This window comes from Agrococcus casei LMG 22410 (assembly GCF_900163565.1).
Classification (GTDB): domain Bacteria; phylum Actinomycetota; class Actinomycetes; order Actinomycetales; family Microbacteriaceae; genus Agrococcus; species Agrococcus casei.
In genome coordinates this window covers 46302-60531 of the sequence record NZ_FUHU01000045.1, presented here as the reverse complement: position 1 = coordinate 60531, position 14230 = coordinate 46302, and the positions used below count along the sequence as shown (strand labels likewise).

The window sequence follows — 14230 nt, the reverse complement described above, 5'->3', positions numbered from 1 at the left end:
CGTCAGTCTCCTGCCACGTCGAGTGCTGCCGCGAGCGTGAAGGCGCCCGAGTAGAGGGCCTTGCCCACGATCGCGCCTTCGACGCCGGTCGGCACCAGCTCGCGCAGCGCTGCGATGTCGTCGAGGCTCGAGACGCCGCCCGATGCGATGACGGGCTTGTCGGTGCGCTCGGCGACTGCTCGGAGCAGGTCGATGTTCGGCCCCTTGAGCGTGCCGTCCTGGTTGACGTCGGTGACCACGTAGCGTGCGGCGCCGGCCTGCTCGAGTCGCTCGAGGACCTCCCAGATGTTGCCGCCCTCGCTCGCCCAGCCGCGGGCTGCGAGCGTCTCGCCGCGCACATCCAGCCCGATGGCGATCTGCTCGCCGTACTGCGAGATCACGGCCTCGGTCCACTGCGGGTTCTCGAGCGCCGCGGTGCCGAGGTTGATGCGCTTGACGCCAGTAGAGAGCGCGGCCTTGAGGCTATCGTCATCGCGGATGCCTCCCGAGAGCTCGATGCTGACCTCGTCGCGAACGGCCTTGATGACCTTCTTGATGACCGAGGTGTTGTTGCCGCGGCCGAACGCCGCGTCGAGGTCGACGAGGTGAATCCACTCGGCGCCCTGCTCTGCGAAGTCGCGAGCGGCGTCGACCGGATGTCCGAAGCTCGTCTCGCTGCCGGCCTCGCCTCGGACGAGTCGCACAGCCTTGCCGTCGGCCACATCGATTGCGGGCAGCAGCGTGAGCTTCGGGGACTGGTTGAAGTCGGTCATGGTCTTCTCTCTCGATTCAGCTGAGTGTCGCCAGCCAGTTTGCCAGGAGCCGGACGCCGGCCTCACCCGATTTCTCAGGGTGGAACTGCGTCGCGGTCAGTGGCCCGTTCTCGACGGCCGCGAGGAATCGCTCGCCGTGCGTCGCCCAGGTGAGGGCAGTCGTGCGGATGCGCGGGTGCTGCTCGATGAGCCACTCCTTTGCGGCGTACGAGTGCACGAAGTAGAACCGCTCCGACTCGATGCCTTCGAAGAGGCGCGAGCCCTCGGGCACCTCGACGGTGTTCCAGCCCATGTGCGGGAGCACCTGTGCGTCGAGCCTGTCGACAACGCCCGGCCATTCGCCGAGGGCCTCGGTTGTCTCGCCGCCCTCGCGTCCCTCGTCGAAGAGCACCTGCATGCCGACGCAGATGCCGAGCACAGGACGGCCTCCGGCAAGGCGCCGGCCGATCAGCTCGCCGGCGTTCACCTCGCGAAGCCCCTCCATGCACGCGGCGATGGAGCCGACGCCCGGCACCACGAGCCCGTCGGCCGACATCACGGCATTGCGGTCACGAGTGAGATCGACTTGCGCACCGGCCGCCTCAAGGGCCTTCTTGGCCGAGTGGACGTTGCCGCTGCCGTAGTCGAGCAGCGCGACGGTCGGCACTACAGGGCTCCCTTGGTGCTGGGAACGCCGTCGACCCGGGGATCCGGCGAGACAGCGACGCGCAGCGCGCGGGCGAACGCCTTGAACTCGGCTTCGGCGATGTGGTGCGGGTCGCGACCGCGCAGCACGTCGATGTGCACGCTCATGCGCGCGTTCAGTGTGATCGCCTCGAATGCGTGGCGAACCATCGACCCGGTGAAGTGACCGCCGATCAGGTGGTGCACGAATGCCTCTGACTCGCCCTCGTGCACGAGGAACGGACGACCGGAGACGTCGACGACAGCACGGGCGAGTGCCTCGTCGAGGGGCACGGTGGCGTCGCCGTACCGCGTGATGCCGCGCTTGTCGCCGAGCGCCTCAGCGAGAGTCTGGCCGAGGACGATGGAGGTGTCTTCGACCGTGTGGTGCACGTCGATCTCGGTGTCGCCGGTCGCCTCGATGCGCATGTCGATGAGCGAGTGCTTCGACAGCGCCGTGAGCATGTGGTCGAAGAAGGGAACGCTCGTCGAGATCGAGCTCGTGCCTGTTCCGTCAAGATCGACCTCGACCGAGACAGTGCTCTCGCTGGTGACGCGCTTGTTCGATGCTGTACGTGCCATGCGTCAATCCTAGGCGTCTTGCGACGGCTCGACGCGCCCCGTCGCCTTCGCCATAGCCGCGAGCACAGCCGATGTCTCGTCGTGCGTGCCAGCCGTGATGCGCAGCGTGCCGGGAAGACCCACATTGCGCACGAGCACGCCCTCTGCCAGCAGGGCCTCGAACACACGCTGCGGGTCGTCGATGCCGCCGACGAGCACGAAGTTGGAGTCTGACGGATGCGGAGCAAGACCGAGCTCGCGGAGGCCGGTCTCGAGGCGGTCGCGCTGTGCGCGCAGCTCGTCGACCTGCGCGAGCATGATGTCGGAGTGCTCGAGCGCAGCGCACGCGGCAGCCTGCGTCAGCGCAGAGAGGTTGTACGGGAGACGAACGAGACGAAGCGCGTCGGTGACTGCCGGATGCGCGATCAGGTACCCGAGTCGGACCCCGGCGAAGGCGAACGCCTTGCTCATGGTGCGCGAGACGAGGAGGCGCGGGTGCTCGGGCAGCAGCGAGACGGCCGTGCGGCTTCGATCGGTCGCGAACTCGACGTAGGCCTCGTCAACCACGACGATCGCCCGCGACTCGAGCGCAGCCGTGATCGCTGCAGGGTCGAGCGGAGTTCCGGTCGGGTTGTTCGGGCCGCAGAGGAACACGATGTCGGGATCGTGCTCGGCGACGGCCTCTCGCACCAGCTCTGCATCGACGGTGAAGTCGTCGCGTCGCGGAGCTGCGACGTAGTCCATGGCGATGCCCTGTGCCAGGAGCGGGTACATCGAGTACGTGGGCGAGAACGACAGCAGCGTTCTGCCGGGGCCGCCGAACGCCTGGAGCACGTGCTGCAGCACTTCGTTGCTGCCGTTGCCCGCCCAGATCTGCTCGGGTGCGACGCCTTCGCCGACATAATCGGCCAGCAGCTCGCGAAGTCGTGTGAACTCGCGGTCTGGATAGCGGTTCGCACCCTTGGTCGCGCTGCGGATGCGCTCGACGACCGACTCGACGACCGCATCCGGAACATCGAACGCGCTCTCGTTGACATTGAGCCGCACCGGCACTTCGATCTGCGGAGCCCCGTATGGCTCGAGACCGACCAGGTCGTCTCGCAGAGGCAGGTCGCTGAGCTGGAAATCGGATGCGCTGGTCACCCGGCAATCCTAGTCGTCGGACCTTTGATGCCAAGCATGCGCGCAGCCGGGTGCGGCCGCGTCGCCTACTCGGAGTACTGCGCGGGGATGCTCAGCGTTGCGCCGGCCTGCACTGCACCGGTCACGTCGTTCAGATCTTGGATGTCGATGATCACGTCGCGCGGGTCATCGTGCGGTGCAATCTCTTGTGCGATGCCCCAGAGGGTGTCGCCGGGCTGCACCGTCACGGTCTCGAACACGACGTCTGCCGCCTCGCTGCCCGCCTCAGCGGTTGCGGCCTGCGTCACGCCGAATGCGCCGAACGCGACCGCGGGAACCGCCAGGAGGGTCAGGATCGCACGGCGACCGCGCGGGGTCAGTCGCATCCTTGTTCGACCGTCGTTCGAACGAGGAGTGTCGATGTGATCGATCTCGATGTTCTTCATGATGCCTCCTAGCACTTGTGTATCGAATCTACGTTCTACTTTTCGAACTGTCAAGTGCGAACTTCTGCAGAAAACTGCGGAAGCGAGTTTCGAGACACGCTAGAACAAGTCTTTGCTCCATCTGTCTGTGTCGGATACTCTTCTCGCACAGGGGTCAGTCAAGTGCAGACCACTGACACGGCTTCGGCAGCGTGTCAGCTCCCGCACCGACATGACCGACGCAGACCCTGATTCAGGGCCCGATGAAGGAGCGCACATGGCACGAGGTCTCTCTGAGAAGCAGCAGGCGGTGCTGCAGTGCATCCAGCGCTCAGTGCTGACGCGGGGCTACCCGCCCTCATATCGCGAGATCGGCGACAGCGTCGGCCTGGCATCGCTCTCGTCTGTCACGCACCACCTCGGCCAGCTCGAGCTCGCCGGCGCCATCCGCCGCGACCCGGCGAAGCCCCGCGCCATCGAGGTGCTCATCGATGTGCCGCTCGGCGACATGCCGCAGCCCGACCGCACGACGGCGGTCCCGATGGTCGGCCGGATCGCCGCCGGTGTTCCCATCACGGCAGAGGAGCAGGTCGAAGAGGTCCTGCCGCTCCCCCGCAAGCTCGTCGGCGGCGGCGACCTGTTCATGCTCAAGGTCACGGGCGACAGCATGATCGACGCGGCCATCTGCGACGGCGACTGGGTGGTCATCCGCCAGCAGAAGTCGGCCGAGAACGGCGACATCGTGGCGGCCATGCTCGACGGCGAGGCAACCATCAAGGTGTTCCGCCAGCGCGACGGACACACCTGGCTGCTGCCGCGAAACTCGGCCTTCGAGCCCATCCTCGGCGATCACGCCGAGATCCTCGGCAAGCTCGTGGCGGTGCTGCGCTCGGTCTAGGCCCTCCGTCCAGGCTGGCGCGCTAGGCCCTCCTGGCCGACTCGAACTCGACGAACCGGGGCTTCGCGGCCTCGGTGACTCGGACGCGCATCCGCGTACCATCGCCCAGGTGCTCTTCGGTGTCGACGATGAAGCTCTCGTGCAGCTCGTTCACGACCTCTCCCCTGCTGTAGGGAATCAGCAGGTCGAGCGTGACGTCGGGCCGCGGGATGGCGTCGGCGATGCGATCCATCAGCGTCTCGATGCCCTCGCCGGTTCTCGCCGACACGAACACCGCGTTTGGAACCAGCCCGCGCAGCAGCAGCCGCTCGTCATCATCGACCAGGTCGGCCTTGTTGAAGACGACGATCTCGGTGATGTCGCGTGCCCCGACCTCGCCGATGACGTCACGCACCGTTGCGAGCTGCGTCGACGGGTCTTCGTGGCTGGCGTCGACCACGTGCACGATGACGTCGCTGTCAGCGACCTCCTCGAGTGTCGAGCGGAAGGCCTCGACCAGCTGGTGCGGCAGGTTGCGCACGAAGCCGACGGTGTCGGAAAGCGTGTAGAGGCGTCCGTCGGGCGTCTCGGTGCGCCTCACCGTGGGGTCAAGGGTTGCGAACAGCGCGTTCTCGACCAGCACGCCGGCTTTGGTCACGCGGTTCAGCAGCGACGACTTGCCGGCGTTCGTGTAGCCGGCGATCGCCACCGACGGCACCTCATGCCGATCGCGGTTGGCGCGCTTCGCCGCCCTGGCGGGAGCAAACGACGCGATCTGCTTGCGCAGCTTCGCCATGCGGGTGTTGATGCGACGACGGTCGAGCTCGATCTTCGTCTCGCCGGGGCCCCTCGAGCCCATGCCGGCACCCTGGCCGCCCACCTGGCCGCCAGCCTGCCTCGACATCGACTCGCCCCATCCGCGCAGCCTCGGCAGCAGGTACTCGAGCTGTGCGAGCTCGACCTGGGCCTTGCCCTCGCGGCTCGTCGCATGCTGGCTGAAGATGTCGAGGATGACGGCGGTGCGGTCGATGACCTTGACCTTCACCACGTCTTCGAGCGCACGGCGCTGGCTCGGCGCCAGCTCGCTGTCGGCGACGACGGTGTCGGCTCCGGTCTCGGCCACGATCTCGCGCAGCTCCTGGGCCTTGCCGCTGCCGATGTAGGTTGCGGGATCGGGGTTCGGCCTGCGCTGCAGCATGCCGTCGAGCACCTCGGCTCCTGCGGTCTCTGCCAGCGCCGCGAGCTCGTGCAGCGAGTTCTCGGCCTCCTGCGCGTCTGAATGGTAGACGCCGATCAGCACCACCCGCTCGAGTCGCAGCTGCCGGTTCTCGACCTCGGTGACGTCTTCGAGCTCTGTCGAGAGGCACGCCACTCGCCGCAGGGACTTGCGCGCCTCGCGGTCGATCTGGTCGCCGTCGCTGTCGCTTTCGTGCGTCGTTGCATCGAGCGCCTGCGCGCGGCCCTTGTCGTCATCGGCCGAGCCTGCCCAGCGCAGAATACGCTCGACGTCTCGGTCGCTGTTGTTCGTGTCGTCTCGGATGAGGTGCTCCTTCATTCGGTACGGTCTATGAGTGACCGACCACTACTTCTCTGATTCTGGGGGCGCGTATGCCGCCTCACCCATTGCGGTGACGATCGGCGGAGAGGAGCGGCTGCTCGAGAGCCCGAAGGGCGTGTTCTCGAATGACGGGCTGGATATCGGCACCCGGGTGCTCCTCGATGTCGCACCTGAGCCTCCGGAGACCGGCAGTCTGCTCGATCTCGGATGCGGTTGGGGTCCGATAGCGCTACATCTGGCCCTCTCTGCCCCCACTGCCAGTGTGTGGGCTGTCGATGTGAATCCGGACGCCCTCTCGGCGACCGCGCGGAATGCGCACACCCTCAGTCTATCGAACGTGCGCACGAGCCTGCCTGACGATGTCGACGACGCCGTGCGCTTCGATGCCATCTGGTCGAATCCGCCGATCCGAATCGGCAAGGCGGCGCTGCACGAGCTGCTGCTGCGCTGGCTGCCACGACTCACGGATGACGGCGAAGCCTGGCTGGTCGTGCAGAAGCACCTTGGCTCTGACTCGCTCCTGCGCTGGCTGCAGCAGCTGGACGGCTTCGACGCCGAGCGCGTCGAGTCGAAGAAGAACTTCAGGATTCTGCGGGTCTTTCGGGCCTAGTCGAGGGTCACGTCGGCAGAGAACACGAGCTCAGCGGGCCCGGAGAGCGTCGCCGAGGTGCCGTCTGCCGTGACGACGAGCGTGCCGCCGGGCACACGCACGAGCCACGTGTTCGGCGCCGTGTCGAGCTTGCCTGCGTCATTCGCCCAGTGCCGCATCGCCATTGCGGCGGCAACGGCTCCTGTTCCGCACGAGAGCGTCTCGCCGACGCCGCGCTCGTGCACGCGCATCGTGATCTCGCCCGTCTCGTCGTCGATGTCGCCCGGCACCGTGAACTCGATGTTCGCGCCGCTGACCGGCTCGGGATCGGTCTGGGGAGCGACTGCCAGCTGCAGCCGTGACAGCTCGCTCTCTTCTGCGAGCGTCACGACCAAGTGAGGATTGCCGACATCGACTGCAAGGGCAGGCCGAGCAACGTCGAGCCCGACCGCTGAGACGAGTGCGAGGTCGTCGCCGATCGTGAAGTCGCCCATCGAGACGGTGAACGCGTCGGCACCGGTCTCGTCGGTGCCGATGACGACACGCTTTGTTCCGGCCCGGGTGCCGATCTCGATGGCGCCGTCGGCGTCGGGGGCGACGAGCTGTTCGTCGAGCAGGTACTTGGCGAACACCCGCACGCCGTTGCCGCACATCTCGCTCACCGACCCATCGGCATTGCGATAGTCCATGAACCACACGGCCGTCGTGCTCTCTGTGCCCTCGATGCTCGATGCCCGAGCCGCGCGGATCACACCGTCGGCTCCGACGCCGACGTGACGGTCGGCCAGCCACCGCACGCGCTCGTCGGTCAGGTCGACGGCGGCGTCCGGGTCGGTGAACAGCACGAAGTCGTTGCCTGTGCCGTGGCCCTTGGTGATTCGAAGCTGCATGCTCTCAGTGTACGGTCTCGAGCACCTGTTCGACCCATGCGTCCGCCATGAGCGGATCGGGCTCGTCGGCGGCATACCGCTTGAACCACGAGACCTGCCGGCGCGAGTACTTGCGCGTGGCGAGCTGCGCCGCCTCGATGGCCTGCTGCTCGTTCAGCTCTCCGCGCAGCTGCGCCAGGGCCTGGGAGTAGCCGATCGCCTGCCTGGCTGTGACGCCCCTCTCGAGCCCCCGGCCTCGCAGATCCTCGACTTCGTCGAGCAGACCCTGCTGCCAGAACCCCGCCGCGCGGGCATTGAGACGGTGCACGAGTATCTCCCGGTCGCAGCGCAGGTGCGCGATCCGGGTCGGGCGAACCGGCTCGGTGCTGGGCAGCGATGCCTGAAACGGCTCGCCCGTGACGGTCACCGCTTCGATCGCACGCACGATGCGGCGACCGTTGGCCGGGTCGATGCTTGCTGCCGCATCGGCATCGAGCACAGCGAGGGTGGCGTGCATTGCGGATGCGCCCAGTTCGTCGAGCTGCTGCTCGAGTCGTGCGCGCAGCGCGGGGTCTCGTGGCGGAAACTCGAACCCAAACACGACCGCGCTGACGTAGAGGCCGCTGCCGCCCACCAGGATCGGCCACGCGCCACGCGACTCGATCTCGGCGATCGCGTCACCGGCACGCCGCTGGTAGCCGGCGACCGTCGACTCCTCGTGCACGTCCAGCACATCGAGCATGTGGTGCGGCACGCCGCGTCGGGCAGCCGGCGGCAGCTTCGCCGTCGCGATGTCCATGCCGCGGTAGAGCTGCAGAGCATCGGCGTTCACGATCTCTGCTTCGATGCCTCGCGAGGCCAGCGCCTCGACGGCGTCGAGCGCGAACTCGCTCTTGCCTGTTCCCGTCGCTCCGACGACGGTCAGGAGCATCAGCGCGCCCGCATGAGCGGGATGCCCAGCGAGACCGGCCCCTTGCCGGCCGTCTCAGCTCCCGGTGTCGCGGGGACACCGCAGGAGTCAGCCTGACTGCGATCCCAGGCGTCGCCCGCCCGCGTGCGACGCAGTCGCTGGATGCCCGCATCCGCCAGAAGGTGGAACGTTGCGGCCTCGGTCACCTCAACAGTGACGACGTCGCCGGGACGCGGCTGCTCGCCGTCTGCGGCGACCGTGAAGTGCACGAGCCTGCCGTCTTCGGCACGGCCCGTGAGCCGATGCGTCGCTGCGTCCTTCTTGCCTTCGGCAGCGGAGACGAGCACCTCGACGGTGGTGCCCACCTGTCGTTCGTTCTCTTCACGCGAGATTCGGTCCTGCAGCGCCGTCAGCCGCTCGAAGCGCTCCTGCACGACCTCCTTGGGCACTTGGTCCGGCATGGTCGCGGCGGGCGTGCCGGGCCGGATCGAGTACTGGAAGGTGAAGGCGCTGGCGAAGCGCGACTCCTCGACCACTCGCAGCGTGTCGGCGAAGTCCTCTTCTGTCTCGCCCGGGAATCCCACGATGATGTCGGTCGTGATTGCGGCGTTCGGAATCTGCTCGCGCACTCGGTCGAGAATGCCGAGGAAGCGCTTCGATCGGTACGAGCGGCGCATGGCCTTCAGCACGGCGTCAGAGCCCGACTGGAGCGGCATGTGCAGCTGCGGCATGACCTCAGGGGTCTCGGCCATGGCTGTGATCACGTCGTCGGTGAAGGCGGCCGGGTGTGGGCTCGTGAACCGGATGCGCTCGAGGCCCTCGATGGCCCCGGCGGCCCGCAGCAGCTTGCCGAAGGCCAGGCGGTCGCCGAATTCGACGCCGTAGGTGTTCACGTTCTGGCCGAGCAGCGTGACCTCGACGGCACCGTCTGCGACCAGCGCCTCGATCTCGGCGAGGATCTCACCGGGACGGCGATCCTTCTCTTTGCCGCGCAGCGACGGCACGATGCAGAAGGTGCACGTGTTGTTGCAGCCGACCGAGATCGAGACCCAGCCCGAGTAGGTCGACTCGCGCTTGGTGGGCAGCGTCGACGGGAACGTCTCGAGGGACTCGAGAATCTCGACCTGCGCCTCGTCGTTGTGCTTCGCACGATCGAGCAGCGTCGGAAGCGAGCCCATGTTGTGGGTGCCGAACACCACGTCGACCCACGGAGCGCGATCGACGATCGTGTCGCGGTCCTTCTGCGCGAGGCAGCCGCCGACGGCGATCTGGAAGCCGGGCCGCTCGCGCTTGACCTGCGCGAGGCTGCCGAGCGTGCCGTACAGCTTGTCAGCGGCGTTCTCGCGCACAGCGCAGGTGTTGATCACCAGCACATCGGGCTTGCCGTCGAGCGAGCGCGCATACCCAGCGCTCTCGAGGGAGCCGCTCATGCGCTCGGAGTCGTGCACGTTCATCTGGCACCCGAACGTCTTCACTTCATAGGTGCGGTCGATCGTCACAGTCATGCTCTCCAGAATACCGGCCCGCCGCTCGTTGGCGAACGAAGAAGGCACCCGCCGAAGCGGGTGCCTTCTCGTGTTCTCGTGCGTCGTACTATGCGCGATCGAGCTCAGCGGTCATCGGGTAGCCCTGGAGGGTGCCCGAGAGCGAGAGCGAGTCTTCTGCGACAGGACCACTCATCTCAGCCTGGATGAGGCTCTTGTCTTCGTTGTCTTCGTAAGCCAGCGAGATGGTCAGCTCACCGTCGGTGACTTCCCAAGTGTCTTTGTCGGAGTCGAGCTCACCAAGCTCGCCCCATGAGTCGAAGTCGATGGTGCCGTCGGCGTTGAACGTCAGCTCGACGTCTTCGCCGTCGATCGTGCCGGTCCAGGCCGTGTCGCCGAGGTCGACGTCGACAGGAGCGTCGGTCTCTGTCTCTGTCGGCTCAGTCTCGGTCGTGTCGGTCTCTGTCGGCTCGGTCTCGGTCGTGCCGGTCTCTGTCGGAGGAGCAGGGGGCTCGTCGCCACCGCCGAAGGGGAGGACGCAGCCAGTGAGGCCCAGTGCTGAAACACCGAGCAGCGAAGTGAATGCAAGGAGTCGATTGGAAGTCTTCATGGGCGTCAGCCTACGCATCGACAGTGAGTGTTTCCTGAGCGCCTGCTGGCAAAGCTATGGATTCGGCTCAGCTGACGATCAGTCATCGTCTCCCTCGTCAAGAGCCTGCTGCACTGCGGCGCGAATCTCTGAGCCCGAATGCCCTCGACGCTGCAGGTACGAGGTCAGCCGGCGCTCTGCGACGGCACGGTCGAGCCCACGGAGCCGGGATGCGCGGTCACGGGCCGCCTGCAGCACGAGATCTGCCGGGTCGTCGAGCGGGGACTCGCTGAGCGCCTCGTCGATCACCGTGTTCGGCACTCCGTCTTGCATGAGCCGCTGCCGAATCGCGCGATCGCCGTATTGGCCTCGCTCGCGCAGCCGCTCGATGCGCACGCGAGCGAACTCGGCATCGTCGAGGTAGCCGGCGGAGGCGACGCGCTCGACGACGCGCTGTGCCTCAGCGTATGTCAGCCCCTTCTTCTGGAGCCGCTTGACCAGCCCTCCAGTGGACATGGCGCGAGCGCCGAGAGAACGCAGGGCGAACTGGTAGTGGCCCTCTTCGTCATCAGCTGTGGCGTCATCAGCTGCGGAGTCTGGGACGCTGGCCCCGTGAATGGCCACAGGGACTGCCCACTCCTCGGGCTCGACTGCTGAGACAGTCGTGGCGTCTGACTCAGGCGCGGGTTCGGGTGCGTCGGTGCGGCCGGAAGCGGCAAGCGCCCCATCGCCGCGAAGCGAGGGGGCGCTGCCGATTGGCGTGACGTTGTCGGACATGGTGCCTTACGCGCCTGCCGCCCGACGTTCGTCGAGGGATTCGACGCTTGCCTCGACGGCCGCGTTCGGGTCGGTCTTGATGCCGAGGTCGACGAGGATCTTGTGCTCGATCTCTGCCGCGATCTCGGGGTTCTGCAGCAGGAACCTGCGGGCGTTCTCCTTGCCCTGACCCAGCTGATCGCCCTCGTAGGTGTACCAGGCACCCGACTTCTTGACGATGTTCTTGTCGACACCGAAGTCGATCAGGCTGCCCTCGCGCGAGATGCCCGTGCCGTACAGGATGTCGAACTCCGCCTGCTTGAAGGGAGGCGCCATCTTGTTCTTGACGACCTTGACTCGGGTGCGGTTGCCGACAGCTTCGCCGCCGTCCTTCAGCGTCTCGATGCGACGGATGTCGAGTCGAACCGACGCGTAGAACTTGAGCGCCTTTCCGCCGGAGGTCGTCTCGGGGCTGCCGAAGAACACGCCGATCTTCTCGCGCAGCTGGTTGATGAAGATCGCCGTGGTCTTGGTCTGGTGCAGACCGCCGGTGAGCTTTCGCAGCGCCTGCGACATGAGTCGTGCCTGGAGGCCGACGTGGCTGTCGCCCATCTCGCCTTCGATCTCAGCGCGGGGCACGAGTGCCGCGACGGAGTCGACGACGACGAGGTCGATCGAGCCGGAGCGAACCAGCATGTCTGCGATCTCGAGCGCCTGCTCACCCGTGTCGGGCTGCGAGACCAGCAGCGCGTCGATGTCGACGCCCAGCTTTGCCGCATACACAGGGTCGAGCGCGTGCTCTGCGTCGATGAAGGCGGCGATGCCGCCGTTGCGCTGCGCATTCGCGATTGCGTGCAGCGTCAGCGTCGTCTTTCCTGACGACTCCGGTCCGTAGATCTCGATGATGCGGCCGCGGGGAAGCCCCCCGACTCCGAGTGCTGCATCGAGTGCGACCGAACCCGTCTGGATGACATCGACTGGGGCGCGCTCTTCTGAGCCGAGGCGCATGACGCTGCCCTTGCCGAACTGCCGGTCGATGTGTGCGAGCGCTGTCTCGAGCGCCTTCTCGCGATCTTTGTCTGTAGCCATTGGTGTGTCCTTCCCGTTGCCGGAGACGTTACGGCGAGCCACTGACACGGGTGTCGCCTATCGAACAACTGTTGACAACTCCGCCTGTGGAGAGTGCCGTTGCCAGCGTAATGGAAGTAGTACGAAGTTTCGAATGACCAGCGGCGTGTCAGTCAATTGCGATCGGGATCGGGAAGCCTGGTGCCGCTGCGCCGGCTGGCCGGAATCGCATGGGCGCTGCACAGTGCTTCCCAGACGCTGCGGGGCGAGAAGCCCTGAGCGAGGGCTTCGTTGGGAGTGAGACCGCTCAGCCCCTCGAGCACCTGATCATGCATGATCACTTGTTCGAGGGGCTGGAACTCTGCTGCGACTGCGCGCAGCAGCTCGGTCTTTCTCACCGGATGTCAGCGAGTGACGCGCTGGTACTCGTCGACGAGCTCCTGCGGGAGCGTGTCGGGCACCCGTGCCGAGTCGACTTCGATGCCTGCCCCGTACGGAGCCTGCATGTCGTAGACACCTTCGAATACTGCGAGTCGGTCCCCCACCTCTCGCATGATCATCGAAAGCGGCACCTCGAGTGCGTCAGCCACTGACGCCAGAATCTCACTCGAAGCCTCTTTCTGGCCGCGCTCGACTTCGCTGAGGTAGCCGAGTGCGACGGAAGCGCGCTGTGCCACCTGGCGCAGCGTGAAAGCCTTCTGCAGGCGAACGTCGCGAAGCACGTCGCCGATTTCCTGCCTGACTAGAACCATGAGTCCCCCGTTTCCTTGGCGATCATCTTATCGTGACCGTCTAATCTTGATTAACATCGACTCAACCTTGTTCATTCCAGGGAAGCGTCGGATCAGGCTTTGAATTGCCTGAGAACTTCTTCGACCAGCGCGAGCGCGACCTGCGTCGCCTCGTAGCGGATCTCGTTGCGGCCGCCCTCGAAGCGATACTCGTGCACTTCGGTCTCGTCTCCGACCGAGACTGCAATGAAGGTGAGCCCCACCTCGGCGCCGTCCTGCGGGTCTGGACCGGCGACGCCCGTCGTGGCGATGCCGATCGTCACTGCGTCCTTGCCGATCGCGCCGAGCTTGCGGACGCCCAGCGCCATCTGCTTCGCGACCTTCGGGTGCACGGCGCCGTGCTTGTCGAGCAGACGGCCGTCGACACCGAGCACACGCCGTTTCATCTCCGTCGCGTAGGCGACGATTCCGAGGCGCAGCACGGCCGATGCGCCCGGGATGCCGACGAGCGTGCTTGCGATCTTGCCGCCGGTGATCGACTCAGCAACCGCGATCGTCACGCCGCGGCGCCTGGCGTCGCGCACGATCTGCTTGGCCTGCTTCGTCAAGGATTTCACTCGGTGCTCCTGTGCTTCGGGTCGACCGTCGACGGAGCATCAACGGCGCCGCCCCTCTGCCGCACAGCTTGCCACACGTAGTCGATCCCCGACCACAGCGTCAGCAGGAGCGCTGCCGTCATCGCAATCGTGTTGACCGCGTGCACCCAGTCGCCGAGCCACAGCCACAGCGGCATCAGGGCAAGGGGCACGGCAATGGCCTGCGCGAAGGTCTTCGCCTTGCCGGACCACGCTGCGGCGATCACGGTTCGCTCGCTCACGATGAGCCTGTGCAGCGTGATGCCCCATTCGCGCAGCAGGATGATGATGGTGACGATCCACGGCAGCTCGCCGAGCACCGAGAGCATGACGAAGCCGGCTCCCGTGATGATCTTGTCGGCGATCGGGTCGATCAGCTTGCCGAAGTCGGTCACCAGATTGCGGCGCCTGGCGATCTGCCCGTCGACGAAGTCGGTTGCGATCAGCACGACGAACAGCACCGCGGCGATGATTCGCTCGGCACCGAGCCGACCGTCGTCGGCCAGCAGCACGATGACGAACACGGGCGTCAGCAGTATGCGGAAGACGGAGATGAGGTTGGGCACGCTGGCTACAGATGCCGGGCTCTCGCCCTTGGCCCAGACTCGCCCGCGCCACGGCCCGAGAATGCTCATGCTCCC

At 66.4% G+C, this 14230-nt stretch carries 18 protein-coding genes; 2 read left to right on the top strand and 16 right to left on the bottom strand.

Annotated elements, in window-relative coordinates; genetic code table 11:
* Nucleotides 1-2 precede the first annotated feature (2 nt).
* The 5 genes from priA to CZ674_RS12505 form a co-directional block, all read right to left on the bottom strand.
* Entirely contained in the window at nucleotides 3-752 is a 750-nt protein-coding gene (priA, locus tag CZ674_RS12525) for a bifunctional 1-(5-phosphoribosyl)-5-((5-phosphoribosylamino)methylideneamino)imidazole-4-carboxamide isomerase/phosphoribosylanthranilate isomerase PriA (RefSeq protein ID WP_086992857.1), read from the bottom strand.
* 16 nt (nucleotides 753-768) lie between these two features.
* On the bottom strand, nucleotides 769-1398 hold the full coding sequence (gene hisH, locus CZ674_RS12520) for an imidazole glycerol phosphate synthase subunit HisH (protein ID WP_086992856.1): 630 nt from the start codon (nucleotides 1396-1398) through the stop codon (nucleotides 769-771).
* On the bottom strand, nucleotides 1398-1997 hold the full coding sequence (gene hisB / locus CZ674_RS12515; protein ID WP_086992855.1) for an imidazoleglycerol-phosphate dehydratase HisB: 600 nt from the start codon (nucleotides 1995-1997) through the stop codon (nucleotides 1398-1400). Before hisB ends, hisH begins: the two co-directional genes overlap by 1 nt.
* Nucleotides 1998-2006: 9 nt before the next feature.
* Nucleotides 2007-3119 carry a histidinol-phosphate transaminase gene (locus tag CZ674_RS12510; RefSeq protein WP_086992854.1) on the bottom strand — a complete coding sequence of 371 codons (1113 nt, stop codon included), beginning with the start codon at nucleotides 3117-3119 and terminating at the stop codon, nucleotides 2007-2009.
* A 65-nt stretch (nucleotides 3120-3184) separates the two neighbouring features.
* Complete coding sequence (locus CZ674_RS12505; protein ID WP_086992853.1) at nucleotides 3185-3544, bottom strand: LysM peptidoglycan-binding domain-containing protein; 360 nt, start codon at nucleotides 3542-3544, stop codon at nucleotides 3185-3187.
* A 256-nt stretch (nucleotides 3545-3800) separates the two neighbouring features.
* Here CZ674_RS12505 and lexA point away from each other — a divergent pair, with 256 nt between their 5' ends.
* On the top strand, nucleotides 3801-4421 hold the full coding sequence (gene lexA / locus CZ674_RS12500; RefSeq protein WP_086992852.1) for a transcriptional repressor LexA: 621 nt from the start codon (nucleotides 3801-3803) through the stop codon (nucleotides 4419-4421).
* Nucleotides 4422-4443: 22 nt separating this feature from the next.
* Here lexA and hflX read toward each other — a convergent pair whose 3' ends face one another.
* On the bottom strand, nucleotides 4444-5955 hold the full coding sequence (gene hflX, locus CZ674_RS12495) for a GTPase HflX (RefSeq protein ID WP_086992851.1): 1512 nt from the start codon (nucleotides 5953-5955) through the stop codon (nucleotides 4444-4446).
* A 16-nt stretch (nucleotides 5956-5971) separates the two neighbouring features.
* On the opposite strand from hflX, the gene CZ674_RS12490 reads away from it, so the two are divergent.
* A complete protein-coding gene (locus CZ674_RS12490; protein ID WP_086992850.1) occupies nucleotides 5972-6568 on the top strand; it encodes a class I SAM-dependent methyltransferase in 597 nt (198 codons plus the stop codon).
* Here the strand turns inward: CZ674_RS12490 and dapF are convergent.
* The 10 genes from dapF to pgsA form a co-directional block, all read right to left on the bottom strand.
* Nucleotides 6565-7437, bottom strand: coding sequence for a diaminopimelate epimerase (gene dapF / locus CZ674_RS12485; protein WP_086992849.1), 873 nt, complete (start codon nucleotides 7435-7437; stop codon nucleotides 6565-6567). The two genes, CZ674_RS12490 and dapF, sit on opposite strands and share 4 nt — an antisense overlap.
* Nucleotides 7438-7441: 4 nt before the next feature.
* Complete coding sequence (gene miaA / locus CZ674_RS12480) at nucleotides 7442-8347, bottom strand: tRNA (adenosine(37)-N6)-dimethylallyltransferase MiaA (RefSeq protein WP_086992848.1); 906 nt, start codon at nucleotides 8345-8347, stop codon at nucleotides 7442-7444.
* Nucleotides 8347-9831, bottom strand: coding sequence for a tRNA (N6-isopentenyl adenosine(37)-C2)-methylthiotransferase MiaB (gene miaB, locus CZ674_RS12475; RefSeq protein WP_086992847.1), 1485 nt, complete (start codon nucleotides 9829-9831; stop codon nucleotides 8347-8349). The genes miaA and miaB overlap by 1 nt, the downstream gene beginning before the upstream one ends.
* Before the next feature lie 88 nt (nucleotides 9832-9919).
* On the bottom strand, nucleotides 9920-10420 hold the full coding sequence (locus CZ674_RS12470; RefSeq protein ID WP_086992846.1) for a hypothetical protein: 501 nt from the start codon (nucleotides 10418-10420) through the stop codon (nucleotides 9920-9922).
* Nucleotides 10421-10498: 78 nt separating this feature from the next.
* Nucleotides 10499-11176: a regulatory protein RecX gene (locus tag CZ674_RS12465; RefSeq protein WP_086992845.1), complete on the bottom strand. Its 678-nt coding sequence runs from the start codon at nucleotides 11174-11176 to the stop codon at nucleotides 10499-10501.
* 6 nt (nucleotides 11177-11182) lie between these two features.
* Entirely contained in the window at nucleotides 11183-12244 is a 1062-nt protein-coding gene (gene recA / locus CZ674_RS12460; protein WP_086992844.1) for a recombinase RecA, read from the bottom strand.
* 152 nt (nucleotides 12245-12396) lie between these two features.
* Nucleotides 12397-12621, bottom strand: a complete 225-nt coding sequence (locus tag CZ674_RS12455; protein ID WP_086992843.1) for a DUF3046 domain-containing protein — start codon at nucleotides 12619-12621, stop codon at nucleotides 12397-12399.
* Nucleotides 12622-12627: 6 nt separating this feature from the next.
* Nucleotides 12628-12975, bottom strand: coding sequence for a helix-turn-helix domain-containing protein (locus CZ674_RS12450; RefSeq protein ID WP_086992842.1), 348 nt, complete (start codon nucleotides 12973-12975; stop codon nucleotides 12628-12630).
* 92 nt (nucleotides 12976-13067) lie between these two features.
* Entirely contained in the window at nucleotides 13068-13571 is a 504-nt protein-coding gene (locus CZ674_RS12445) for a CinA family protein (protein ID WP_200810108.1), read from the bottom strand.
* Nucleotides 13568-14224: a CDP-diacylglycerol--glycerol-3-phosphate 3-phosphatidyltransferase gene (pgsA, locus tag CZ674_RS12440; RefSeq protein ID WP_086992841.1), complete on the bottom strand. Its 657-nt coding sequence runs from the start codon at nucleotides 14222-14224 to the stop codon at nucleotides 13568-13570. Before pgsA ends, CZ674_RS12445 begins: the two co-directional genes overlap by 4 nt.
* Between the last annotated feature and the right edge of the window lie 6 nt (nucleotides 14225-14230).

Coding starts and splice junctions, on each gene's coding strand:
- priA (WP_086992857.1), bottom strand. CDS start 752: ATGACCGACTTCAACCAGTCCCCGAAGCTCACGCTGCTGCCCGCAATC.
- miaB (WP_086992847.1), bottom strand. CDS start 9,831: ATGACTGTGACGATCGACCGCACCTATGAAGTGAAGACGTTCGGGTGC.
- hflX (WP_086992851.1), bottom strand. CDS start 5,955: ATGAAGGAGCACCTCATCCGAGACGACACGAACAACAGCGACCGAGAC.
- dapF (WP_086992849.1), bottom strand. CDS start 7,437: ATGCAGCTTCGAATCACCAAGGGCCACGGCACAGGCAACGACTTCGTG.
- pgsA (WP_086992841.1), bottom strand. CDS start 14,224: ATGAGCATTCTCGGGCCGTGGCGCGGGCGAGTCTGGGCCAAGGGCGAG.
- lexA (WP_086992852.1), top strand. CDS start 3,801: ATGGCACGAGGTCTCTCTGAGAAGCAGCAGGCGGTGCTGCAGTGCATC.
- CZ674_RS12470 (WP_086992846.1), bottom strand. CDS start 10,420: ATGAAGACTTCCAATCGACTCCTTGCATTCACTTCGCTGCTCGGTGTT.
- CZ674_RS12505 (WP_086992853.1), bottom strand. CDS start 3,544: ATGAAGAACATCGAGATCGATCACATCGACACTCCTCGTTCGAACGAC.
- miaA (WP_086992848.1), bottom strand. CDS start 8,347: ATGCTCCTGACCGTCGTCGGAGCGACGGGAACAGGCAAGAGCGAGTTC.
- CZ674_RS12465 (WP_086992845.1), bottom strand. CDS start 11,176: ATGTCCGACAACGTCACGCCAATCGGCAGCGCCCCCTCGCTTCGCGGC.
- recA (WP_086992844.1), bottom strand. CDS start 12,244: ATGGCTACAGACAAAGATCGCGAGAAGGCGCTCGAGACAGCGCTCGCA.
- CZ674_RS12450 (WP_086992842.1), bottom strand. CDS start 12,975: ATGGTTCTAGTCAGGCAGGAAATCGGCGACGTGCTTCGCGACGTTCGC.
- hisB (WP_086992855.1), bottom strand. CDS start 1,997: ATGGCACGTACAGCATCGAACAAGCGCGTCACCAGCGAGAGCACTGTC.